Source organism: Pseudomonas sp. UBA6315 (assembly GCF_002438125.1).
Classification (GTDB): Bacteria; Pseudomonadota; Gammaproteobacteria; order Pseudomonadales; family Pseudomonadaceae; genus Aquipseudomonas; species Aquipseudomonas faucium.
In genome coordinates, this window is the sequence record NZ_DJTF01000058.1 from 1 (window position 1) to 23,322 (window position 23,322).

Genomic DNA, 23,322 nt, shown 5'->3' on the forward strand with positions numbered 1-23,322 from the left:
CGGACCACGTGACCCTGCGCAACTACCAACGCAACGTGTTGCGCACACCGGCCAACAACAAGCTGCGCATGGACGACACCCGGGGGCAGGAGCACGTCAAGCTGAGTTCCGAGCATGGCGGCAAGAGCCAGCTCAACCTTGGGCATGTGGTTGATGGGCAGAAGCAGAAGCGTGGTGAAGGGTTTGAGCTGAGGAGCGATGCCTGGGGCGCGATTCGCGGCGGTAAAGGGCTGTTCATCAGTGCGGATGGGCAAGCGAAAGCGCATGGCCAGATGCTCGACATGCGTGAAGCATCCAATGAGCTGCGCAAAGCGATCCAGCTCGTAGCGGCGCTGGCGCAAAGTGCTTCGGCTTCGGGGGCTTTACCTGCTGATATGGAATCCCAGCAGTCCTTGAACAAAGCACTCGTCAATCTGGCCGAGGCTGGCTTGATCGCCTCTGCACCGGCCGGTATGGCGCTGACAACGCCTAACAATCTGCAGTTGTCGGCAGGTGCCAATCTCATTGCCACGGCAGGGGATAGTGCCGACCTCACCGTCTTGAGGCGCTTGAGCGTTGCAGCGGGAGACGCCATCAGCCTTTTTGCCCAACGGTTGGGGCTCAAGTTCCTCGCCGCGCGTGGGCCTGTTGAGATTCAGGCGCAAAGCGATGCCATGACACTAAAGGCCGACAAGGCAATGACCCTCAATAGCATCAATGGCGAGATGGTGCTCAATGCACAACAGGGCATCACCTTGGTCAGTCGCGGCGCGTACCTGAAACTGAAGGACGGCTCCATCGAAATCGGCGCGCCCGGCGAAGTACGCATACGTAACGATCACATCGAATGGGGTGGTTCGGCATCACTCGACGAGGCGCTTGAAGCCATGCAGATGCAAGACCCTGTGTATCAGTTCCAGGCTCAGGGCCGTTTCCAAATCAGAGATAAGCAAAGCGACGAGCCGATGGCACATGTGCCCTACCGAATCGAAGCTGCCGACGGCACTGTCGCGGATGGCATAACCGATGGAGATGGATATACCCAGTCCCATTACGGCCTTGATCTGGAAAACATCAAGTTGTTCTTTGAATGAGCATGGAGCTTTTACACATGGATCAAGCGAGTACGCCAGCGGCACAAACGCAGCTCAGCAAAAAAGGCGCCGTGGCGATTGCTTATCACTCGTCCGTGCAGTGCTATTTCCGTCCTGAAACTGAGGAACTGGTGTTCGTCGCAGACGGCGAAGCGGGCGCATTCGAAAACCATTGGCGGGGCATGCTGGTAAGCATGGATGCCTTTCACCAGGCTGCAGAGCGCTATTCCAGCGCACTGGAAGCCTACGGTCGTGCAGCCCCGACCGGCCTCTCACCCTTGCAGCAGGAAACCCACCACAAAGCGGTGAGAGCCGCCGAGCAGGCGCTGGCTGAAAACCGCAAAGCCCTCCATGAAAAACTGGGCGAGTTTTCGATGGAGGGCATGAGCTATGACGATGTCGTCGAACTTATTCCCATTGCCGGGCGGGGCGGCAAGGGCAAAAAAGGCGGCAAGTCGTCGCGCTATGCATTCGTCAAGAAAGGCTACTTCAGCAAAACCCAGCAAGGGCTCAAACTGCATTCGGTGTCCCTCAAAAGCAGTGACGGCAAAGGGGGGGCACAAAGTTTCATCAGCAAGGACAAGCATGGCAGGGCCTTGATCGATACCGGAAAACTCGCCAAGCAACTGAGTGCGCTTGAGTGGCCGAAACTGAAGCTTGAACTCAAAGATGTACTGAAGTGGGCCAACCCGGATTTCGACCTTAAAAGTTTGGGCATTGATGAGGTGCTCTTCGATTGGGCGGAAAGCTGGAATCACAGCTTGCAGGGCGAGAAGAAGGATGTCATCGCCAACGTGGATTTTTGCGCAGGGGCGCAATTCATGCGCTTCGTCGCCAACATGGGCGCCAGCGCCGAATTCGATCCCCACAAGTCTCAGGCGTCGATCAAGGGCGAGGGCAAAGCCAGCCTGACCTTGGCCTCAGGTACGGTCGCCCTTACTGCGTACGTGCCAGACCGTTTCGGCTGGAACCTGAAGTACACCGACAGCAAACAGCAATTGTTCGATATGGGGCATTTCCGCCTGGTGGTAGCCCAGCGGTTAACGGGGTTCATTGGCGCGTCGGCAATGCTCGAAGGGCAGTTGCAGGTGATGGTCAAAGGCGACAAGCAAGTGCTGGCTGGCCAGAAGGGGGGGCGGCTGCCGCGGTTCAAGGAGCGGCGCACGCGTGGGGCTGTGTTTTACCAACAGATGGCCAGGGAAGAGGAAGGGCTGAACCTGTCTGCTGAAGGCTTTGCGGGTGTTCGTGCGGAGGCCGGACTCAAGGGGAGTTTGCAATGGTTGAAACCGGCTGAACCCTTTGATCCTGACAATAGGGCTGCCGGATTGTTGAAGTCCACTGGCGAGTTTACTGACTTTTGCAGCATTGCCAGTAGCATTTCTGGGATGGCGGGGGCGGGCCTGGGGGGTAAGTTTTATTGCACGTTTATCAATGGCAGGTTTTGCTTTCATGTGGCCGCCAGTTTGTGTTGGGGGGTAGGGGCGAAAGGTGCAGTTATCTGTGAGGTGGGCGTCAGCACAATTATCGAATTTGGGGCTTGGTTGATTTATCAGTTGTATCGTTTGAATTATAGGTTTTTTGACGTGGTGGAAGAGGGCGCTTTTTCTGCCTACAGTCAGTATTGTGTAATGCAAATGGCAGACGCAGCGCTAACAGTTTATCAATCCTACGGCCGCCTTTCAGGCTCAGCTATTGAGGTTTCAAAAAAATTTCGGGGTGTCGTTGACGAATTTGTTGTTGAGGGTCGAAATGGATTGGCGTCTTCTCAGAAAAGGAACGCTTTAGCATCTAATACGGTTTCTCGCAGACAAGAATTACTGCGATATACGCCCGAGGCTAAGGGCATACTTTTGTATCTTCTTACGCGGCATGGGAAATGGGATCACATGGATCCTGAAAATCGAAGTAGCGCTTTTCTTGACGTATTTACGACTCGTAAAGAGGCGGTAATCTGGGTGCTGAGGAGTATCCAGACCCGTGCCGAATGGCGAAAGGTGTTGTGCCGGTTGACGGTGGATGGTAGCAACTTGGCTAAAAATGCTGATGAGGCCTCTGTTGAAAAAGAGCAAGAGCAACATCTCGTTAATTTTTTGCAGTTAGGTTTCAATCGTGATGGCGAGCTTCATAAGGCTAAGTATGAAATGGTCTCTATTCGACAGAGGTTAAAGATAGAGATTGCCTGGGGGTATGCGCTTGCCATGAATGATACGTGGCATTACAAACTCAATAGTATGGCTAATCCTCATTATCCACAGCGCTGTATGTTTTCGCCCTGTGATGAAAATTCAAATCAGCTGGCATAATTTGGGGTGGATATGGGTTTTTCGAGAGTGGCGCTTGGTTTGTTTGCTGCTTGTGTATTGGCAGGATGCGATCTCCTAATTGGGCAGGAAAGAGAGGGTGGTAGAGACGTTACAAGTGAGGAGCTGGATGCTTTCATTAGGGAGGTCAAAGATAATATGATCTTTGTTGAGGGTGGGGAATATCTAATGGGCGACTACGGTTCGCAGTATGGGCCAGAAAGGCTACCGTATGACCTTGATAAAGACAGTAAGCCACTGCATCAGGTTCGGCTCAGTAGTTATTCGATGTCAAAATTCAAAATTACTAATCGAGAATACTCATTGTATTCGAGGTTGAATGATTCTTCGGTGCTGAAATACATTGCTGAAGATGACCAGTATGAGTTCGTCAGCGTGCCGCCGAGTAATCCAGCACCCATTGATTGGTATGAGGCAGAGAAATACTGCAGTTGGTTGGCGGATGTCAGCCAATTGCCATTTGCGTTGCCTACTGAAGCTCAGTGGGAGTACGCAGCTCGCAGTCGAGGTCGTTTCTTCATGGTCGCCACGGACGACGGTACCTATAAGGTGACTGATGATGAAGTGACTGCAGAATGGCGGGATGGCCCCAAAGGAATCAATATTTCTACTTCTTGGGACAGAAAAGCGTTTGCTGAAGAGATGGGATGGAAAACCGGTATACACACTCCGCTGCCGGTCGATAGATTTGCCCCTAATCCGCTGGGCTTGTATGGCATGTCCGATAATGGCCTGGAGTGGGTTAAAGATTGGTATGACCCCGACTATTACAAAAACTCGCCTATTCAGGACCCTCAAGGCCCCAGTAAACCTGTCTACAAAGGCCCAGAATCTAACGGCAACTATGCCAAAGTGCTGCGAGGAATAAGCTATGCAAATCCGCTTTGGGGGGCGGGGTAAATGTACAGCGTAGCTTCAGAAGTCCGGATGGGTATATCAGCGGCTTCATTCTTGGAACAGAACTGTTAGCCGTCGTAGGTAAGACAGCTCGTTGTGTGGTGAATAGCGCAACTCCTGTGAACTAAGGCAGGTTCATGTCTGTTATTTTGGGTTGTCATTGAGTTCGTAAGCGATACGGGTCGGTACGCCTGATTCTTCGTTAAAGGTTCACCAAGCCCTGAGCTACGTGATCGATGGTGTGTGCCCGTTGTTTGATAACTATAGATTTCCACTAAGACTTTTGGCGCTGGGTTGCTCTGGCGCGTTGGGGGCGTATGAAAGATGTACCAGTAATAAAATGGGCGTTTCTCATGATAGGGAGCGGGCTGGTAGCCATAAGCGCGCTTTCTTATAAAAAATCCAGCGATTTCTTGGCTGAGGCCATTTCCACGGAAGGTACGATAATAGCGTATGGGCGATCGCCCACAACGGGTGTGATCAAGCCTGTTGTGCAATTCCTCGACAGGGAGGGTGCAACTGTAGAGTTTACTTCGCGCGATAGCCTCAATGAAAAATATAACCCGATAGGAAAAAAAATTGAGGTGGCCTATCCCTCCGCTGACCCTCAGGGTGCCAGGGTAAAATCGTTTCTTTCCCTATGGCGTATTGCAATTCCAATGATGTTGATAGGCAGTCCGTTTTTATTGGCGGGCATTGCAATGGCCCTGGTCGGTCGTCTCAAAATCCGCAAGATAAAACACCTGAGACAGCAGGGTCAGGTGGTACAGGCAAATTACCAGTCAGTTAACGTGAACCACTCGTTTTCAATCAACGGTCGACATCCCTACCTGATTGTCTGTCAATGGCTGAATCCGACAACCGGCGTGTTGCATCGGTTGGAAAGTGACAATATCTGGTTCGATCCAACGCCTTACATCAGCAGCGACAAGATCAAAGTATTTGTCGATCGGAAAAACCCCGGAAAGTATCACGTTGATCTGTCCTTCCTGCCTGAATCTGCGGATTGATGACTGCTGCGCAATTTTTATGGGGAGCTCTGTATGAAGGGTGTCATTCGTATCGGCGACATGCGTTGTTCGGGCGATCAAGGTTTCATTCACAGAAGCCGCCCGATGGCTTCGCTCGGCCATCGTTGTGATTGCAGTTGCATCTTGATCACTTGCTTGCCACAGGCAGGGAGGCGTTGACGTGCCGGTTGACCTCGACACCTTACCTGAGAGGCTTGTGCCGCCGCCGGCTCCCGATAAAGGGCGCTGGCTACTCGTGATTTCATTGTGTTGCCTACTGGGTGGCAGTCTCGGGGTTTTGTTCTGGCCAAGTGATAGCTGGCGGATGTCGCCGTGGTTCTGGTGTTGTGTACTTGTACTGCCGTCGGTGGCCGGGCTTTTATTGTTCGCTCTGCGCACAAGGGCTTATGAACAGGAGCGGGAATACGCGCAGAGCTGGAACCGGCAACACACCGAACATGAGCGCTTGCTGATAGCACACGGGCAGCGCGCCATCGCCTTGTTGGCAACCTCTTACCGCACCCCGGCAGGCAACAATCAACTGGCTCGGGCGTTACGCAGTTCAAGTACACGCTTGCAACCTGTCTACCTGTCGGATGTGGATTCGACCTTGCGTGCAAGTCAACTGATGCCCTTAGGCGATGGCACTGCGGTGCATTCATATCAGAGGCGCTTGCAGTTGTTCCTGCAGCAATTGATGTGCGGCCTCAATGGCGAGTTGCAGCGCTATGGGCGATCAGCACCGTTAAACCTTCGGATCAAGCACAACGGTGTACTCAGCGATGCTGAGGTCCTGTCGGTGTGGCGCTCCTGTGCAGCCGAAGACTTGGCAATTGACCAGGTGCGGTTCGCGACACAGGACGACGGTGTGCTCTGGCTGGATGAGTGGCTGGATCAGCCCGAAGCCTGTTCGCTCTTGCTGTCGCTTGAGATCAATGTGTTTCAGGAGCCCGTTTCGGAGCAGGCTGAATCGGTCTCTGCCTTGTTGCTCGCTCAATCGCAGTTTTGCGAAATGCAAAACCTTACGCCAGAGGCATGGATCCATCGCCCTGTGCCAATGACCAACGAGGCGAAGTCACTGCAGGACGTGTTGCGTTGGGGGCGCATAGGGGACAACGAGCCTTGTTTTGTCTGGCAGGCGCAGATACCTGGCGATGTCCTATGCGCTGTGAGTATCGCAATGGAACGTGCAGGTCGTTCGCTCGACATCGATAAGTGTATGCGGCTGGACGACGCGTTTGGCCGGCCAGCCAGTGCTTTGGGCAACATCACAATCATTGTCGCCAGCGAGCAAGCGGCGGCGGATGTTCAGCCACAGTTGGTCATGTTGCAGGACGCTTCACCGCAATGGTGCGTCATACGACCCGGTGTACAGACTGGAAGTGAAATCAAGTCATGAGAAAGCAAACTAGCATCTGGATTGTGCTCCTTTGCATGGTTGTCATCGGCGGGATATTGATCTGGGTCGACAACCCGATCGTTTCTGTAACCGATGAGAACAGTCAGCTGAGGCTATTTGCCGGTGTGCTCGGGTTATGTTTGCTTGTGTTGCTCCTCGATGGGCTTGGCGCGCTGGGTATCAGGAAGTTGGCATCATTGGAGTTTTCCTCGCGTCTAACCCATTCGCTGTCGCGGCTGTTCCCCAGCCCTGCTCGCAGCGAGTCTACGGCCAACACCGTCAAACAATCGCTGCGCGATCATTATGGTTACTTCTGGCGCCGCAAAGTGCGCCTGTTGCTCGTCGTCGGCGAGCCGGAGCAGATTGACGCCATTGCCCCAGGTTTAGCTGAGCAGCAGTGGCTCGAAACGCCAAATGCGGTGCTGTTGTACGGCGGCGGCATGCAGGTAGAACCGAATATAGAGTTACTCGCCAAAGGGCATGGGCTTGATAGCGTCATTTGGGTATTGAGCAAGGAACAGAGCCGCGATGTCACGGCGATGAGCAGCGGCGCCCGCCGCTTGCAAAATCTCGCCAAGGACGTGCGTTGGCAATTGCCGCTGCATCTGTGGCAGGTCTGCGAAAGTGCCTGGCCGCAATCCGCACGCGAAGTACAACCAGTGGGCTGCAGCCTGCCGGCGCGGTTTACGGCAACGCAACTGGATGCGCTACTGCAAAGATTGCGGCAACCGTTGCGTGAACAGGGTTTGGCGCAGCTTCAGAACGACCTCGCCCATGATTTCCTGCTGCGCTTATCGCGCGACCTTCAGCCCGACGGCGGTGCGCGTTGGCGAGCCGCAATGTCTGTGGCAGAGGGGGGACGTGGCGTTTCGTTGCGTGGGTTGTGGTTCAGCTTGCCGCTGGCGCCTAGGGACAAGTCGAGCACAGCCCATCACTGGCTGCCGGCTCCGGCCTGGCATGGCGTGTTGGGTGACAGCTCGGCCAATCCGCAGCGCCTGGGCTGGAGTGCTAGCCGAATAGGTTACGTTGCGGCCCTGAGCTTCACTGCAATGTGGGGCGCAGGCCTGCTGCTCTCCTTTGCCAGCAACCGCGCCGAAGTCGGCCGGGTAGAGGCGGCATTGACGACGCTGCAGCAACCGGCTGAAGAGCACGATTCACGGGTTGCCTTGGACGAACTGGTCCGCGAGTTATCGCGCCTGGACTACCGCACCGAACACGGTGCCCCCTGGTACCAGCGCTTCGGCCTGGATCGCAGCAAGGCTTTACGCGATGCCGTGTGGCCGCACTATGTGGGCGCCAATAACAGACTTTTGCGCGATCCGGCAGCGTCGTTGCTGCAAGCCCAACTCAATGCCCTGCTCAAGCTCAACCCCGACAGCCCGCAACGTGCCGAGCGCGCCAAGCAGGCCTACGACCAGCTCAAGGCCTACCTCATGCTGGCCCGCCCGGAGAAGGCCGACGCAGCCTTCCTGGTCCGCACCCTCGGCGCTGCCGAGCCCACCCTGTGGACCTTCTTCGCCGAGCAACTGCCCGCCAACCCCGACTGGGCCATCCAGGCCGACGCCAGGCTCATCGCCCAGGTTCGCCAGGTGCTGCTCGGCCAACTCGGCCAGCGCAACGCCGACACCAGCCTCTACCGGCGCGCACTCGAGGCGGCGGCCAACCATTACCCGGCGCAGGGCCTTGAGCAGCTGGTTGGCGACACCGATGCCAGCGCCTTGTTCGACACCGCGGCCAGCGTCCCCGGCGTATTCACCCGCCAGGCCTGGGAAGGCCACGTGCGCCAGGCCATCGACGAGGCCGCCCACGCGCGCCGCGAACAAATCGACTGGGTGCTCAGCGACAACCCGCAAACCCTCGCCGCCGAATTAAGCCCCGACCAGCTCCGCGAGCGCCTGACCGCGCGCTACTTCCAGGACTACGGCAGCGCCTGGCTGGCCTTTCTCAACAGCCTGCGCTGGCAGCAGCGAGGCAGCCTGGACGAAGTGATCGCTCAACTGACGCTGATGAGCGATGCCCGCCAGTCGCCGCTGATCGCCTTGATGAACACCCTGGCGTATCAGGGCCAAGCCGGCCTGCGTGGCCAGGCCCTGGCCGACTCCTTGATCCAGTCCGCACAAAACCTGATCGGCCAGGACAAACCGGCGCTCATCGAACAATTGCCCCAGGGCCAGAGCGGCCCGCTGGACGGTACTTTCGGGCCGCTACTCACACTGTTGGGCAAAAAACCGGAAGGGCAGCTTCGCGATGACAGCCTGAGCCTGCAGGCCTTTCTCACCCGCGTGACCAGCACCCGCCTGAAGCTGCAGCAGGTCACCCAGGCGCCAGACCCGCAGGCCATGACCCAAGCCCTGGCGCAAACGGTGTTCCAGGGCAAGCGCGTCGACCTGACCGAAACCCAGGCCTACGGCAGCCTGATCGCCGCAAGCCTGGGCGCCGAATGGGGCGGCGCCGCGCAGGCCCTGTTCGTGCAGCCTTTGGACCAGGCCTGGCAGCGCGTGCTGCAGCCCTCGGCCGCCGGCTTGAACCGCAACTGGCAACGCGCCGTGGTCGATGAGTGGAACGGCGCATTCGCCGGCCGCTACCCCTTTGCCGTCACCTCCAGCGATGCGTCGCTGCCCATGTTGGGGCAGATGATCCGCGCCGACTCAGGGCGCATCGAGCAGTTCCTGCGCGAGCAGCTGTCGGGGCTGCTGCGCAAGGAAGGCAGCCGCTGGGTGGCCGACCCGCGCTACAGCCAGGGCCTGCGCTTCAACCCGCAGTTCCTGGCGGCGATCAACCAGCTCAGCCAGCTGGCGGATGTGCTCTACACCGACGGCGGCATGGGCCTGAGCTTCGAACTGCGCGGCAAGCCGGTGCGCGATGTGGTGCAGACCACCTTCATCCTCAATGGCGAGAAGCACCATTACTTCAACCAGCGCGAGCGCTGGCAGCGCTTTCGCTGGCCGGGGCAGAGCGACTATCCCGGCGTCAGCCTGAGCTGGGCCAGCGTGCACACAGGCGAGCGTCTGTTCGCCGACCTGCAGGGCACCTGGGGCCTGATACGCCTGCTCGAACAGGCCCAGGTGACCCACCTCGACGACGGCGGCAGCCAGATGCGCGTGGTGCTCAAGGCGCCAGATGGCCTCGGCCTGACCTGGCACCTGCGCACCGAATTGGCCGGCGGGCCGCTGGCGTTGCTTGCGCTGCGGGGTTTCACGCTGCCGCGCAAGATCTTTCTGGTGGGCGACGCAAACGTGCAGCGCGTTGCACTGCGAGGAGAAGCCCAATGATGTTGAACAAGTTGATCGACAGTTGCTTGCCGACAGAAGACCCCTTGCTCCTGGCACGACAACAGGGGCAATGCTGGGAAGCGTGGTTGCAGCCCATCCGTGCGGACGCTCCTGCGGGCGATGACCCGGCTCACGAAGACGACTTCCAGCGCATGCGCGAGGAGGTCAACAAGCTTTCCGGTGCGGATGTCGAGCTAGTGATCGCGCTGGCAGAGCAGCTGCTCAAGCACACCTGCAAAGACCTGCGCGTCGCTACCTATTACCTCTGGGCGCGCCTGCACAAGGGCGGGGAGGCGGGGCTGGCAGACGGCCTGAGCCTTCTGGCGGCGTTGGTCGAGCGCTACGGCACGCAGGTGCTGCCTGCCCGCGCCAACAGCCGCAAGCTGGCCATGGATTGGCTGGCCAGCAGCAAGGTGCTGGACAGCCTGTCGCGTTATCCGCAAGTGGTGAAGGCGCAGGCGCAAAGAACGGTGGCCGCACTCGCCTGGCTGCGCAGTGGCCTCGATGCATGGCCTGAAGCGCATCGGCCCAACTTGTCACCCTTGATCAGCGCCTTGTCCAAGCGCCTGGCGCAGTCGGGTGGGGTTGATGCGATCGTTCCTCAGACCGGCGCCGCACAAGCGGCCCCCCAGCAGGCGCCGGTGGCCATCAAGTCCGGTCGTGATCTGCTGGACAGTGGCCGCAACCTGGCGCGTTACCTGCGCGAGCAACCCGAAGGCTGGCTCGCGGCCCATCGGCTGCTCAGAAGCCTGCGCTGGGACACGCTGCACCAGGTTCCGCCCCATGATGCCGAGGGTATTACGCGCCTGTCAGCGCCGCGCGGCGAGTACCGTGCCCAGCTCCAGCGCCTGTACTTGCAGCAGGCGTGGAGCGCGCTGCTCGATCAGGTCGAGCAGATGTTCACGGAAGGGGTGAACCACTTCTGGCTGGACCTGCATTGGTACCTGTACCAGGCGTTGAGCCAATCGGCGGCCCACGACAGCAGTTGGGCGGGCATCGTCAAGCGTGACCTGGGCATGTTCCTCGAGCGGCTGGCGGGTATCGAGCTGTTGCGCTGGAGCGATGGCACCCCCTTCGCGGATGAAGCGACCCGTGACTGGATCAACCAGCACGTCAGCGGCAATGCTGCCCACCCATGGCTGCCGGCCGCTGCGCCAGTGGGCGGGGCGGGCGAAGACGATGTGCTGAGCCTGGAAAGCGAAGCGTTGGCGCAGGCGGACAGCGATGGCATCGAGCGAGCCCTGGCATGGCTGGCTGCGCGCACCGACCTGGCAACCGGGCGCCAGCGCTGGCTGCTGCGCCTGGTAATGGCGCGCGTGGCCGAGCAGCACGGCAAAGCTGAGTTGGCCTTGCACCTGCTCAGCGAGCTCGATGCCAGTGGCCAACGCCATGGCCTCTCGCAATGGGAGCCGCAGCTGTATTTCGAAGTCAAGGCGCGGCTACTCAAGTTGCTGCGTCTCAAAGCCCAGCGCAACGATGCCGACAAGTCCAGCCTGGCTGGGCAGATGGAGGCGCAGCTGGCTGCGCTCGTTGCAATCGACCCCGTGCGCGCCGCAGTGCTTTGCAGCTAGCGCCTTCGAACAGGAACGTTTTCTTGAATACGGATAACCCGACGCTGCGTTACTTCGATGCCGAGATGCGCTACCTGCGCGAAGCCGGCAAGGAGTTTGCGCAAGCCTTCCCTGACCGTGCAGCCCAGTTGAACCTGGACAAGCCGGGTGCCGACGACCCCTATGTAGAACGCCTTTTCGAGGGGTTTGCATTTTTGATGGGGCGCCTTCGCGAGAAGCTCGATGACGACCTTCCCGAGCTGACCGAAGGGCTGGTAAGCCTTCTGTGGCCCCATTACCTGCGCACCATCCCCTCGTTGTCGATCATCGAACTGCTGCCCGAGATCGACCAGATGAAAGGCAGTGAAGGGGTTGCGCCGGGGTTTCAGGTCCTTTCGCAACCCATAGGGCCGGATCGAACCCGCTGTCAGTACGCCACGACCCAGGCCGTCAAGTTGCAGCCACTGAGCTTGGGCACCGCTGGCCTTGATCATGAGCTCGATGGGCGAGCCCTGTTGCGCCTTCGCTTTACGTGCGGTGTGCTGGCTGATTGGGCTCAGGTCGAGCTTGCCGACTTGCCTCTCTATCTGCAGGGCGATGCAGCCTTGACCAGCGCCTTGCACCAGGCCCTGACGCTCAACGTTGCGCAGCTGTACGTGCGCGTGCCCGGCCAGCAGGGGCGCCAGCTGCTCGATGGCCATTTCTCGCCCAAGGGCTTTGCCCAGGAGGACCGCCTCTGGCCCAAAGGGGACAGTGCCTTCAGCGGTTACCAGCTGCTGCTGGAGTACTTCACCTTCCGTGAGAAGTTCATGTTCGTGACGCTGCAGGGCTTGCAGCAGCTGAAGCTCGCTGCCGGCACGCCCTGGTTCGAGCTCGAGGTGGTGTTCACGGGGGCCTGGCCCCATGCGTTCACACCGAACGCCGAACACATTCGCCTGCACGCAGTGCCGGTCATCAACCTGTTCCCGCTGGAGGCCGACCCGCTGACGGTCGACCCCTTGCAAAGCGACTACCTGCTGCGCCCCATGCGCCTGCAGGATGGCCATACCGAAATCTATTCGGTCGACCGCGTCACCGGTACGAAAAACGCCACGCGGTACGACTACGTGCCGTTCACCAGCTTTCGCCACAAAGGCGGAATGCTGCGTGACCAGGCGCCGGAGCACTACTTCCATACCCGCCTGCGGCGTGGCGCCAATGGCCTGCATGACACCTGGCTGATACTGGGCGGGGAGGGCTTTGACCAGCAGGCCCTGAGTGAGCCGGCGAGCCTGTCGTTGCGCCTGACCGGCACCAATGGCCAGCTGCCGCGCAAGGCACTGCAGAGCACGCTGCTCGATACCGTTGCACAGTCCGCCCAGGCCGGCTTGCGGGTGCGCAACCTGTGTGCGCCGACCTTGCCGTGCTACCCGCCAAACCGTGACCGCTTTCACTGGCGAGTGCTCAGCCACCTGGGCTCCAACTTCCTGCCCATGCTTGCCAGTGCCGAGGTACTGCGTGGGACCTTGGCGCTTTATGACTGGACCCACAGCGAGATGAACCGGCGCCGCCTGGAGGCGATCGTCGAGGTCAAGCATCACCTCATCCAGCGTTTCGACAAAGGCTTCCTGCTGCGCGGCGTGGACATCGAAGTCACGGTGGATGCCAAGGGTTTCGCGGGCGAGGGCGATATCAGCCTGTTCGGCGAAATGCTCAACCGCTTCTTCGCGTTGTATGCCGACATTCACCTGTGCACGCAACTGACGCTGATCATTCAACCTACTGGAAAGTCACTGCGATGGAACGAGCACCACAGTCAGCGTATGCCCGGCTGAACGCCACCGGCTTGCTGCAAGCGTTACAAGGGCACTTGACCGAAGCCAATCTGTATCGGGTCTGCCAGCTGCTGGAGCAGGCCGTGCCTGGGCAGCCGCCGCTGGGCAGCACGGCGCACCCCGAGGCTGACGTCATCCGCTTTCGCCCCGACCCGGGCATGGGGTTTCCTGCCAGTGAACTGCGGGCAATCGAGCTTGATGAAGCCCACCCGGACAAACCGGCCACGGTGCGAACTCGCCTGCTTGGCCTGTACGGGGTCGACTCACCGCTGCCCACGGCCTACCTGGACGACCTGGTCCAGCGCCGCGAAGGGCATGAGGCGGTCGAGGCGTTCCTGGATATCTTCAATCACCGCCTCTTCACCCAGTTCTATCGGATCTGGCGCAAGTATTCGTACCCGGCGGCGTTCGAGGCCGGTGGCAGCGATGCAACGTCCCAGTGCCTGCTGGGCTTGATCGGGCTCGGCATACCCGGGTCTGCCGAGCGCATAGCAACGCCCATGTCGCGCTTTCTCGCCTTGCTCAGCGTGATGCGCCTGCCAACGCGCAATGCAGAGGGCATCGTCGCACTGGTCAAGCTACTGGCTCCGCGTACACACGCGAATGTCACGGCGCACTGGCCGAGAAAAGTGCTGCTCGATCAGCCCGCGAGCTTGTCGCCAAGCAGCCCGGTAACGCTGGGGCAGGGCACCCCGCTGGGCGCATTCAGTCTCGATGCCACCAGCCAGCTGCAGCTGGCCCTGTGCACCCAGGACCCGGATGAAGCGCCGGGTTGGTTGCCGGGCGGCCAATTGCACCTGGATCTGCTGGTGCTGCTGCAGGTGTACCTGGGTTGGCGCTGCCTGGCAAAACTGCAGCTGTCGCTGCCGATGCGCATGCTTCCAGTCCCGGTACTGGGCAAGGCAAAGGCCATTCTGGGGATGACGGCAGTCCTGGGGCTGACCGAAGCGCTTCAGGCGTCCAGGGGATCCGACCTCATCACCCTTCATCTGGGCCATTACCAAGGCCTGCATTTGAATCCTTGCAACAGGGAGGTACAACATGTCGCGTACCGTTTTTGATCTTTTCAAGGTCGCGGCGCTGTTCGCGGCGCTAAGTGGCTGCGGGTTGACGCAGAAGGTGGCCGATAGCAGCGCCGCCGTCACCACGGCGATCTTTTACAAGCAGGTAAATACCCTTCACCTGGATGTCGTCGGCCGCGCGGTGATCAACACCGACGCCGCCGACATGAGTGGCCTGTCGGTTGCGACCATGGTCCGGGTGTACCAGTTGCGCGACGGCAAGACCCTGGAGCGCCTTACCTACGACGACTGGCTGAGCAATGCGCATCGATTGCTGGGTGATGACCTGCTCAACGAGCGAACCTTGGTGGTCAAACCCGAGGGTGCTGCGCTGTTGAGCGTCCCGCTGGAAAAAGACACCCGCATGGTTGCGGTGGTGGCGCTGCTGCGTGCACCAGGCAGCGAATCCGATGCCTGGCGCCTGAAGCTCGAGCGCGATGACCTGGACCCGGACCAGGCGCGGGTGATCGAGCTTGCAGACAACCGATTGACGTTGCGCCCACGGCTGAAGGAGTAGCAGGCATGCCTGAACTGACGCCTTCACTTTACGAGCTGTTGCTGCAGAACTTCGCTGGCGAACTGGATCTTCACCAGGTTGCCGAAGAAGACCAGCTGACGCTGTCCGTGCTGGACAACCTGCAGCGCATCCTCAACAGCCGCGCCGGGGCCCTTGCTCACCTGCCTGACTACGGCCTGCCCGACATGGGCACCATTTTGCAAGGGTTGCCTGCTTCCGCCCAGGCACTGATGAGCACCATGACCGGCACCTTGCTCAAGTACGAGCCGCGCTTGGCCGCCGTTGCCATCGACATGCTGGCGCAGACCCGGCCCGGCCATCTCGAATACACCCTGAACATGACCCTCCACAGCGGCGCGAGCATGACGTTCGCAACGACGCTGGCGCCAGAGGGCAAAGTGACGGTGCGCCATCTGAAGCAGCAGGGCTACCTGCAGTGAGTGAAGGGACCGGAGGCAAACTGATGTCGTCTTTGTTTGAAGTGCGTATTCGCCTGGGAGGGGATCCGCGCGGCCTGGATCAGTTCAAGGCCCTGCAACAGGAGTTGGCGAAGCTCAATCATCCTGCGCGCCCGGATGTGGATTGGGCGAAGATCGAAAGGGCCTGCCTCGATCTATTCGAGCAGCATGGCGCGGAGTTGCAGACAGCGGTGGCCTTTGTCTTGGCCCGCAGCCATCGTGCAGGCCTGCTGGGAATGGGCGAGGGCCTGGCGCTGCTGGCAAGCCTGATCGAGCAATGGCCACGCCTGTGGCCCGCACAGGCGTCAGTGCGGGTGGATCTGCTTGCCGCCTTGTTTGCCCAGCTGCAGCCCTTGTTGCGGGTGCTTGATTGGGGCCCGGACAGGGTGCCGGCACTCAATCACCTGGCAGTCGAGCTGGCGCAGCTGGAGTCGCGACTCGCCCACGTGGCCCAGGTCACCGTAGCCACACTGCAGAGCCTGCGTAGCCTGGTTGATTTGTTCATGAATCGCCTGGCCGAGCAGCGCACGCAGGTCTTGCCTGTGCCGCAGTGGGTGAGCAGCCCTGCAACCTCCCTAGTGGCACCTGCTGCTGTGCTGGCGCCGTTGCACACTACCTACTCGATCGTTTTCGAGCCTCAAGCCAGGAAACGCAGCGTCCTGCCGTGGCTCTTGGCGGCGGCGTTGGCGGTTGCGCTGGCAGGTGTGGGAGGGTGGCAGTACTGGCTTGCTGAGCAGGCCCGCAAGCAGCCCGTGGCTGCGCCCGTTCAGCTCGCTAGCCTGAGCCTGTTTGCACCAGGGAGCAGCGAGATAAAGGCCGAATCGGCCAAGCCGTTGATGAGCGCACTGGTCGAAATCAAGTCGCGACCTGGCTGGTTGGTGGTCATCTCCGGGCATGCCGATGCCAGCGGTGAAGTCAGTACGAACCTGGAGCTGTCGCGCGCTCGGGCACTGGCAGTGCGCGATTGGCTGCAGCACATGGGGGATCTTCCGGACAGCTGCTTCGCCGTGCGCGGCGCGGCGGCGAATCAGCCGTTGACCAGCAACGAGACGACCGCCGGCAGGGCTGCGAACCGGCGAGTCGATATTCGTCTGTTGCCTGTTCTGCAGCCCTGTGCCGAGCTCAGTCAGGCATCGCGCTAAGGCAAGGGTCGCCCCGCCCAGCAACGGGCGGGGCGTTGCACTCAGCGAGTACCCAATTTGCGCAGGTTCCCCGGCGTAAACTCTTCAGGCCCGAAGTTGCTGGCATTGAGCAGCGCCGGCTTCTGCTGGTCGAGCAGCCGGTCGACCATGTAGGCCCCGGCGATCAGGTCATGGTAGATGGCCAGGCGCGCGTGGAAGCGCTGGATGTCGTAGGCGTAGATCGAGGTCTGCATGTTGGTGCGCCACAGCTGGCCGCGGCCGTCGTAGTTGTCGGCCAGGGTCGCTGCCCAGCTGTCTTCGTCGATGTAGAAGGTACGCTTGGCATAGATGTGGCGGGCGCTGGGCTTGAGCGTGGCCTGCAGGATCCAGGTGCGGTGTTTTTCGTAGCGCATCAGGTCTGGGTTGACGTGGCCGGCGGCATTGATGATGTCCGACTGTTTGATGTCCGGTTCATCGATCTTGTAGTTGTTGTAGGGGATGTAGATTTCCTTTTTGCCGACGATGGTCCAGTCATAGCGGTCGGTTGCCCCGTTGAACAAGCGGTCTTCGTCGTACACGCGAAAACCCCCGGCGCCGGTGGGCGAGTCGTAGCCCACGGTCGGCGCGCGGCGCACGCGGCGCTGGCCGGGGGTGTACTGCCAGGCCTGGCGCGGTTGTGCGGCAGCGTCGGTGAACTCGTGGCCGACGATGATCTCGCCTTTCTTGCGCACCGGCTCCAGGGTGGTGAGCAGGAAGTTGGTGAACACGCCGTTGGTGCTCTGGGCATTCTGCTTGGGGTCGGACCACAGCGAGTAGATCTTGTAGTTGACCTTCTCCAGCACGCGGTTGTTGTCGGCATAAACCACCACCTGGTTGTAGTTGGCCTCCTCGGTGATCGCGCGTGCCTGCATGTTGTGGTTGAGGATCAGCTCGTTGCCGTTCTTCGGGATCGGGAACGGCGAGGCGCCGAACGCTTCCAGGGCGTCATTGCCGTCGGCGCTGAGCTTGGCGTGCTGCGCATTGCGCAAGATCGCCTGCTCGGTGTCCTGGTCGGCGCGAAAATCCCGGTGGCTGGGGTAGACCGGCATCTTGAAGGTGGCGGGGTAGCGCTTGAACAGCGCCTTCTGGCCTTCGGAGAGGTTTTCGGCGTACTGGTCCATGTTCTGCGCGGTGATGACGAACAACGGCTTTTCGTCGGCATACGGGTCCGGGTAGGGGCTGCCGGGGCCGGCGAACTTCACCTGGGGTGGCACGCCGCGCCACTTGCCGCTCCAGGCCGGGATGCTGCCATCGGCATTGCCGGCGCGCTCGGCACCTATTGGCGTCAGGTCCTTGCCCAGTTGCCCGGCATCGCTGCCGTTGGCGCTGGCCTGCAGGGCCACGGCGCTGCTCAGCAGGGTGGCGGTGAGTGTGGCGCGTAGCCAGGCGTGCTTGAAGTCATGCATGTCGTTGATCCTCAATCAGGGCTTCAGAACCGGTATTTGAAGTTGAGTGCGACGTTGTCGCGGTCGGCCCAGGGCGAGTTGTTGGCATTGCCCAGGTAGGCGCTGTACAGCGCCTCGACGGTGAAGTTGCCGAGGTAGCGCCAGGTCGTGCCGATGCTGGCGCGATCGTCGCCCTGGCCGTAGTTGATCGAGCCGGTGAGGGCGCTGTCGTGCTGGGCGGCGGTGCTGAAGTTGATCGGCACCGACATGTCCCAGCCGCTGAACACGTCGTTGTAGTCAAGGTTGAGCTGCACCGTGTAGCCCCAGGCATCGCGGTCGCCCACCAGGCTGTCGGTGCCGCCCAGGGTCAGGCCGGGGGCCAGGGTCAGCGGGTCGGACTTGTCGTTGTGCAGCACGGTGTTGTAGACCAGCTCGCCGGTCAGGGTGGTGTTGTCGGAGAAGGCATTGGGGCCGAACACGTGGATGGCCGAGACCTGTGCCTGCAGGGTTTCGGCACGCACGGCGCTGGAGAAGCCGTTGTCGACCATCACCGGCTGGCCGTCGCGGTAGCTGACTTCGCCGGCCAGGCTGGTGTCGCCCAGCACGGTGGCGAAGCTTGCGCCATACAGGTCGATGTTGTCGAAGTAGCGGGCGCGGTAGAAGCCCAGGTCGCTCTGGAAGTCCAGGGTCGGGGTCTTGTCGTGGTAGCGCACGTAGTACAGGCCGAACTCGGTGTTGTTCAGCGAGGCGGCGCTGTAGCGCAAGGCCACGCCGTACTGGCCGCTGTCACTGGGCTCGTCGTCCTTCAGGCGCCTGACGAAGCCGGTGGCGTCGCTGTAGCCGCCACGGTCGATGTAGTCGGTGGTGGAGAAGTAGCTGCCGACCCCGAACATCTGGGTCTTTTCCCACTTGTACTGGTAGTAGGCCTCCACATCCAGGTCGTCGGTGAGGCTGAACTGGCCGAACACCTGGCCGACCGGCAGCAGCACTTCCTTCACCTCAACACCCGGGGTGGTGGCCTTGGTGGCGTCCACCGGGCTCTGCGCGCCCGATACGCCCGGGTAGAACAGGCTCTCGCCCCAGCTCACCACCTGGTCGCCCACGCGCAGGTTGAGGTTGTGCCCGGCCATGTCCCAGGTGCCGTAGGCATAGGCGTCGAGCATGCGCAGGTCGTCGCGGTGCTGGTCGACGGTGTCCTTGGGGAAGCGGTCGGGCTTGCTGCACACGCCGCTGGCAAAGCAGTTGGAGGTGCCGGTGTCGTTGTCGTTGCTTTGATCGTAGGCCCGGTCGTAGAAGCCCGAGGCGCGCATGAACACGCCGTAGTTGTCCTGCCAGCGCAGGTTGGCCTCGGTGAGAAAGCCCACCCGGTCGGTAATCAGGCTGCCCCGGTCGAAGGCGTTGTCGCCGTCGTTGGCGTCGGCGTTGGCCACCAGCTTGTGGTCGCGTTTTTCGGTACGCCAGGCAAGGCTGTAGCTCAGCGTGGTGTCCCAGTCGACGCTCAAGTCATCACTGGGCTGGAAGGTCATGGCGCTGGCAGGCTGGCTGAGGCTCCCCGCCAGCAGCAGCAAGGACAAGCTCACATAGGTGTTCAGAGGCGGGGGGGCGATTGTTGTTCTTATCATTGTCGTCCTCGTGCGCGGGCATGCCTGCCCGTCCGACGTTTTGGGTAGGTGGTGCAGGCACGACTATGGGTTGGGCCTCTGGCAGCAACATCGTCCAAGTGGACTACGCGTTCGCTGGGTTGCCCCGGTAGTCCCAACGGACGATGGCAGGCAATGCCCGGCGCCGGACAATCCCTGGCCGATGGCCCCGCGCCGGGGTGCCGTGTGCCAGGGAGCTACGCCGATGATCAGGTGGGACGAATGCTGCGATGTGCTGGTGATCGGGGCGGGGGCTGGCGGCATGACCGCAGCGCTACGGGCCCATGACCTGGGCCTCGACACCTTGCTGATCGAAAAGCGCGAGCGCTACGGAGGGCGCTCGGCGGCCACTGCCGGCGTTGTCCGTGTTCCCGGCCAGGGGCAGGCGATGCTCGAATACCTCGAGCGTGACACCCGGGTACGTTTCACCTCGCTCGAGCCCCAGCCATTCGCCGGCGCCGCCCTGGGCGAGGAATTGCTGCGCCTGCGCGCGCCGTCGCCCGACACCTTGATGATCGGGCGCATGGCCATGACCTTGGAAGAAACGCGGGTGCTGCAGGGGCGCGGCAGGGGCTGGGCGCACCTGGCGATGAAAGTGCTGTGGCGCTACTGGCGTGACCTCGAAGGGCGCAAGCTGTCGCGCCGTGACCGTTTTCTCACCCAGGGCAGCGCCCTGGCCGGCGCCTTGCGTTGCTCGCTGCTCGACCGGCGCGTGCCGCTGTGGCTGAACTGCTCGTTCGAGCAACTGCTGCGGGCCGACCATCGCGTCGCAGGTGCCCGCGTGCTGCGCGACGGGCAATGGCTGAACATCAAGGCGCGCCATGGGCTGGTCATCGCCTCGAGGCATTGCCAGCAAGCGATGCGCCCCGGCCTCACCGGCCTTTATGCCACCGGCGCGGATGCCAGCCTCGGCGCCGCCATGACCCACGGCTACCTGGCCGCCAACCAGATTCACCTCAATAGCCAGCAACGCCAGGGTGAGTTCACCCTGGCCCTGACCGGGAGATAAGCATGCAACAAGACACGCGACAGGTGGCATTGGTAACCGGCGCCAGCCGAGGCGTCGGGCGCGGTATTGCCTTGGCGCTGGGTGAGCAGGGCATGACCGTGTATGTCACCGGCCGGCGGCCGGGGCAGGGTGGTTCGACCCTCTACGGCCATGCCCTGGAGGGCGACCTGCAGGGCGTGGCCGCCGCCATCGAGGCCGCCGGTGGGCGGGGTATCGCGGTGGCTTGCGACCATGGCGACGACGAGCAGGTGCGCGCCCTGTTCGAACGCATCGAGCGCGAAAGTGGGCGGCTGGACCTGCTGGTGAACAACGTTGCCCATGTTCACGACCAGCTGATCGAACCCGGCCCTTTCTGGGAGAAGCCGCTGTCGCTGGTGCGCATTCTCGATGTCGGCCTGCGCTCGGCCTATGTCGCCAGCTACCATGCGGCCCCACTGTTGTTGCGCAGTCGCCAGGCGCTGGTGTGCTTCACCTCGTCGTTCGGCGCCGGCTGCTACATGCACGGGCCGGCCTATGGCGCGCAGAAGGCCGGCTGCGACAAGCTGGCGGCGGACATGGCCATCGACTTCGAAGGGCGCGGGGTGGCGGCGGTATCACTGTGGCTGGGGCCGCAATTGACCGAGCGCACGCGCATTGCCGGGGAGCAGAATGGCGAGCAGTATCGGCAGTTTCTGGAAAATGCCGAGACGCCGGGGTTCAATGGCCGCTTGATCCATGCCCTGCTCAACGACCCGCAGTTGGCCGCCTACAGCGGGCAGACGCTGATCAGTGCCGAGCTCGCGCCGCGCTATGGCATCACCGAGGCCGGCGGGCGCCAACCCCCTTCGTACCGGGCGCTGCTGGGTGAGCCACGCCGCCAGCATCCAGCCCGGGTGATCTAGAAGTGAGGCTGCTATGCAGCGATACCTGTAGGAGCGGGCTTGCCCCGCGAACACCGGCGCAGCCGGTGCCAGCCACCGCGCTGCCTGCTTCGCGGGACAAGCCCGCTCCCACAAAGTGTTGAGCCCGGGTTCACGCATTTTTGTGGGCGCACGCGATTGCTGTGGGAGCGGGCTTGCCCCGCGAACACCGGCGCAGCCGGTGCCAGCCACCGGGCTGCCTGCTTCGCGGGGCAAGCCCGCTCCTACAGGTATCGCTGCACAGCAGCCCCCTCAAGCAGGCACCGCCAGCCAACTGCGCAACACCTGCTTGGCCACTTTCCCCGTGGCATTGAGCGGCATCTCATCGAGCACCCGCACCCGCCGCGGCACCTTGTAATTGGCCATCTGCTCCCGGCACCAGGCCAGCACCGCGGTTTCGTCGATCCGCTGCCCCGGCACCGGCAGCAGAAACGCCATCGCCACCTCGCCGAGGCGCTCATCGGCAATGCCGATCACCGCCGCCTGGGCCACCCCCGGGTAGCGCACCAGGGCTTGTTCGATCTCCGCCGGGTACACATTGAAGCCACCGGTGATGAACATGTCCTTCAGCCGGTCGGTGATGCGCAGGTAACCCTCTTCATCGAGCACGCCCACATCCCCGGTGTGCAGCCACCCCTGGTCGTCGATCGCCTCATCGGTGGCCTGTGGGTCATCCAGGTAGCCGCGCATCAGGTTGTAGCCGCGCACCAGCACCTCGCCCGGGGTGTTGGCCGGCACCGGCCGCCCCTGGGGGTCGACACAGCGCACCTGCACATCCGGCATCGCGCGGCCACAGGTGGTGGCCACCCGCTCGGCGCTGTCGCCGCTGCGGCAGATGGTCACGAACCCACAGGCCTCGGTCAGGCCGTAAGCGGTGACGATGGTGGCAAAGCCCAGCTCGCTGGCCATGCGCCGGATCATCTCCACCGGGATCGACGCCGCGCCGGTCACGGCCACGCGCAGGCTGCCCAGGTCATACGCTGCGCGTTGGGGGTGGGCCAGCAGCGACTGGTACAGCGTGGGTGGCCCGGGCAGCACGTTGATGCGCTGCTGCTCGATGCATTCGAGCAGCGCCCGGGTGTCGAACACCTGCTGGGGCAGCAGCGTGCAGCCGCGCATCAAGGCCGCCAGCCAACCCGCCTTGTAGCCGAAGGAATGGAAGAACGGGTTGACGATCAGGTAGCGGTCGCCCACCTGCAGGCCGACGATTTCGCTCCAGTCGCGCACCACCCGCAGGTTCTGGCCATGGCCACTCATCACGCCCTTGGGCTTGCCCGAGGTGCCGGAGGTGAACAGCAGGTCCGACAGGGTATCGCCGTTCACCTGCTGCTCGCGTTCGCTCAGCCGAGCCTCGTCGACTTGGTCGGCCAGGGCGAGGAACGCCTCCCAGCCCAGGCCGTCGGCCACCTCGCCCTGGGGGCGCAGGTGAATCACCTGGCGCAGTGCAGGCAGCGCTTGGCCGGCCAGCAGGGCAGGGTAGTCGGTGTCGAGGAAATGGCTGATGCAGAACAGCACGCAGGTGTCGCTGTCACGCAGCACCTGCGCAGCTTCCGCGCCTTTCATGCGGGTATTGAGCGGCACCAGGGTGGCGCCGACGCTGTGCAGGGCAGCGGCGGCGACGATCCATTCCCACAGGTTGGGCGCCCACACCGCCACCCGCGCCGCCACCGGCACCTCCAATGCCAGCAAGGCACGTGCGGCAAGCCGGCGCAGCTGGTCCAGGCGCTGGTAACTGATGGCCTGGCCGGCCTCTTCGATGGCCGGGCGTTCGCCGTAGGCTGCAGCGGCCAGGGCGAACAGTTGCGGGAAGGTCTGAGCGTTTTCCACGGGCGGCATGCGGCCTCCTCAGGCAGAGGA

17 protein-coding genes are annotated in these 23,322 nt (G+C 61.7%); 14 read left to right on the forward strand and 3 right to left on the reverse strand.

All coding sequences use genetic code 11. The features are described 5' to 3' along the window. The 12 genes from B3E94_RS06705 to B3E94_RS06760 all read left to right on the forward strand — a co-directional run. Positions 1–1,073 (forward strand): DUF2345 domain-containing protein (locus B3E94_RS06705; protein WP_286912823.1); only part of this gene is annotated, 1,073 nt, incomplete at its 5' end. Positions 1,074–1,090: 17 nt separating this feature from the next. Further along, entirely contained in the window at positions 1,091–3,376 is a 2,286-nt protein-coding gene (locus B3E94_RS06710) for a hypothetical protein (RefSeq protein WP_286912824.1), read from the forward strand. Positions 3,377–3,388: 12 nt separating this feature from the next. Then, positions 3,389–4,294: a formylglycine-generating enzyme family protein gene (locus tag B3E94_RS06715; RefSeq protein WP_286912884.1), complete on the forward strand. Its 906-nt coding sequence runs from the start codon at positions 3,389–3,391 to the stop codon at positions 4,292–4,294. Between the two features lie 314 nt (positions 4,295–4,608). After that, on the forward strand, positions 4,609–5,301 hold the full coding sequence (locus B3E94_RS06720; protein WP_286912825.1) for a DUF3592 domain-containing protein: 693 nt from the start codon (positions 4,609–4,611) through the stop codon (positions 5,299–5,301). A 181-nt stretch (positions 5,302–5,482) separates the two neighbouring features. Next, complete coding sequence (locus tag B3E94_RS06725) at positions 5,483–6,700, forward strand: hypothetical protein (RefSeq protein WP_286912827.1); 1,218 nt, start codon at positions 5,483–5,485, stop codon at positions 6,698–6,700. Then, the gene (locus B3E94_RS06730; protein ID WP_409521197.1) at positions 6,697–9,972 is read left to right on the forward strand and encodes an ImcF-related family protein; all 3,276 of its coding nucleotides are present in this window, start codon (positions 6,697–6,699) and stop codon (positions 9,970–9,972) included. Before B3E94_RS06725 ends, B3E94_RS06730 begins: the two co-directional genes overlap by 4 nt. Further along, positions 9,969–11,543, forward strand: a complete 1,575-nt coding sequence (tssA, locus tag B3E94_RS06735) for a type VI secretion system protein TssA (RefSeq protein WP_286912828.1) — start codon at positions 9,969–9,971, stop codon at positions 11,541–11,543. The genes B3E94_RS06730 and tssA overlap by 4 nt, the downstream gene beginning before the upstream one ends. Before the next feature lie 23 nt (positions 11,544–11,566). Next, positions 11,567–13,336: a type VI secretion system baseplate subunit TssF gene (tssF, locus tag B3E94_RS06740; RefSeq protein WP_286912829.1), complete on the forward strand. Its 1,770-nt coding sequence runs from the start codon at positions 11,567–11,569 to the stop codon at positions 13,334–13,336. After that, positions 13,300–14,397 (forward strand): type VI secretion system baseplate subunit TssG, encoded by a 1,098-nt coding sequence (tssG, locus tag B3E94_RS06745; RefSeq protein WP_286912830.1) that lies wholly within the window; start codon positions 13,300–13,302, stop codon positions 14,395–14,397. Before tssF ends, tssG begins: the two co-directional genes overlap by 37 nt. Then, a complete protein-coding gene (gene tssJ, locus B3E94_RS06750) occupies positions 14,378–14,914 on the forward strand; it encodes a type VI secretion system lipoprotein TssJ (protein ID WP_286912831.1) in 537 nt (178 codons plus the stop codon). Before tssG ends, tssJ begins: the two co-directional genes overlap by 20 nt. 5 nt (positions 14,915–14,919) lie before the next feature. Further along, positions 14,920–15,354, forward strand: a complete 435-nt coding sequence (gene tssE, locus B3E94_RS06755) for a type VI secretion system baseplate subunit TssE (protein WP_176513392.1) — start codon at positions 14,920–14,922, stop codon at positions 15,352–15,354. A 23-nt stretch (positions 15,355–15,377) separates the two neighbouring features. Further along, positions 15,378–16,514, forward strand: coding sequence for an OmpA family protein (locus tag B3E94_RS06760; RefSeq protein ID WP_286912833.1), 1,137 nt, complete (start codon positions 15,378–15,380; stop codon positions 16,512–16,514). Positions 16,515–16,555: 41 nt separating this feature from the next. Here B3E94_RS06760 and B3E94_RS06765 read toward each other — a convergent pair whose 3' ends face one another. Then, positions 16,556–17,938, reverse strand: a complete 1,383-nt coding sequence (locus tag B3E94_RS06765; protein WP_286912834.1) for a DUF1329 domain-containing protein — start codon at positions 17,936–17,938, stop codon at positions 16,556–16,558. Positions 17,939–17,961: 23 nt separating this feature from the next. After that, positions 17,962–19,497 (reverse strand): DUF1302 domain-containing protein, encoded by a 1,536-nt coding sequence (locus tag B3E94_RS06770; RefSeq protein WP_286912835.1) that lies wholly within the window; start codon positions 19,495–19,497, stop codon positions 17,962–17,964. Between the two features lie 265 nt (positions 19,498–19,762). Here B3E94_RS06770 and B3E94_RS06775 point away from each other — a divergent pair, with 265 nt between their 5' ends. Next, a complete protein-coding gene (locus tag B3E94_RS06775; RefSeq protein WP_286912836.1) occupies positions 19,763–20,566 on the forward strand; it encodes an FAD-dependent oxidoreductase in 804 nt (267 codons plus the stop codon). 2 nt (positions 20,567–20,568) lie between these two features. Further along, positions 20,569–21,447 carry an SDR family NAD(P)-dependent oxidoreductase gene (locus B3E94_RS06780; protein WP_286912837.1) on the forward strand — a complete coding sequence of 293 codons (879 nt, stop codon included), beginning with the start codon at positions 20,569–20,571 and terminating at the stop codon, positions 21,445–21,447. Positions 21,448–21,717: 270 nt separating this feature from the next. On the opposite strand, the gene B3E94_RS06785 is transcribed toward B3E94_RS06780, so the two are convergent. Continuing rightward, positions 21,718–23,301 (reverse strand): FadD3 family acyl-CoA ligase, encoded by a 1,584-nt coding sequence (locus B3E94_RS06785; protein ID WP_286912838.1) that lies wholly within the window; start codon positions 23,299–23,301, stop codon positions 21,718–21,720. Positions 23,302–23,322: the final 21 nt, after the last annotated feature.

What these genes read in the sequence shown, in the direction of transcription:
- B3E94_RS06710 (WP_286912824.1), top strand. Translation starts at nt 1,091, where the DNA reads ATGGATCAAGCGAGTACGCCAGCGGCACAAACGCAGCTCAGCAAAAAA.
- B3E94_RS06715 (WP_286912884.1), top strand. Translation starts at nt 3,389, where the DNA reads ATGGGTTTTTCGAGAGTGGCGCTTGGTTTGTTTGCTGCTTGTGTATTG.
- B3E94_RS06720 (WP_286912825.1), top strand. Translation starts at nt 4,609, where the DNA reads ATGAAAGATGTACCAGTAATAAAATGGGCGTTTCTCATGATAGGGAGC.
- B3E94_RS06730 (WP_409521197.1), top strand. Translation starts at nt 6,697, where the DNA reads ATGAGAAAGCAAACTAGCATCTGGATTGTGCTCCTTTGCATGGTTGTC.
- tssA (WP_286912828.1), top strand. Translation starts at nt 9,969, where the DNA reads ATGATGTTGAACAAGTTGATCGACAGTTGCTTGCCGACAGAAGACCCC.
- tssG (WP_286912830.1), top strand. Translation starts at nt 13,300, where the DNA reads ATGGAACGAGCACCACAGTCAGCGTATGCCCGGCTGAACGCCACCGGC.
- tssJ (WP_286912831.1), top strand. Translation starts at nt 14,378, where the DNA reads ATGTCGCGTACCGTTTTTGATCTTTTCAAGGTCGCGGCGCTGTTCGCG.
- tssE (WP_176513392.1), top strand. Translation starts at nt 14,920, where the DNA reads ATGCCTGAACTGACGCCTTCACTTTACGAGCTGTTGCTGCAGAACTTC.
- B3E94_RS06760 (WP_286912833.1), top strand. Translation starts at nt 15,378, where the DNA reads ATGTCGTCTTTGTTTGAAGTGCGTATTCGCCTGGGAGGGGATCCGCGC.
- B3E94_RS06765 (WP_286912834.1), bottom strand. Translation starts at nt 17,938, where the DNA reads ATGCATGACTTCAAGCACGCCTGGCTACGCGCCACACTCACCGCCACC.
- B3E94_RS06775 (WP_286912836.1), top strand. Translation starts at nt 19,763, where the DNA reads ATGATCAGGTGGGACGAATGCTGCGATGTGCTGGTGATCGGGGCGGGG.
- B3E94_RS06780 (WP_286912837.1), top strand. Translation starts at nt 20,569, where the DNA reads ATGCAACAAGACACGCGACAGGTGGCATTGGTAACCGGCGCCAGCCGA.
- B3E94_RS06785 (WP_286912838.1), bottom strand. Translation starts at nt 23,301, where the DNA reads ATGCCGCCCGTGGAAAACGCTCAGACCTTCCCGCAACTGTTCGCCCTG.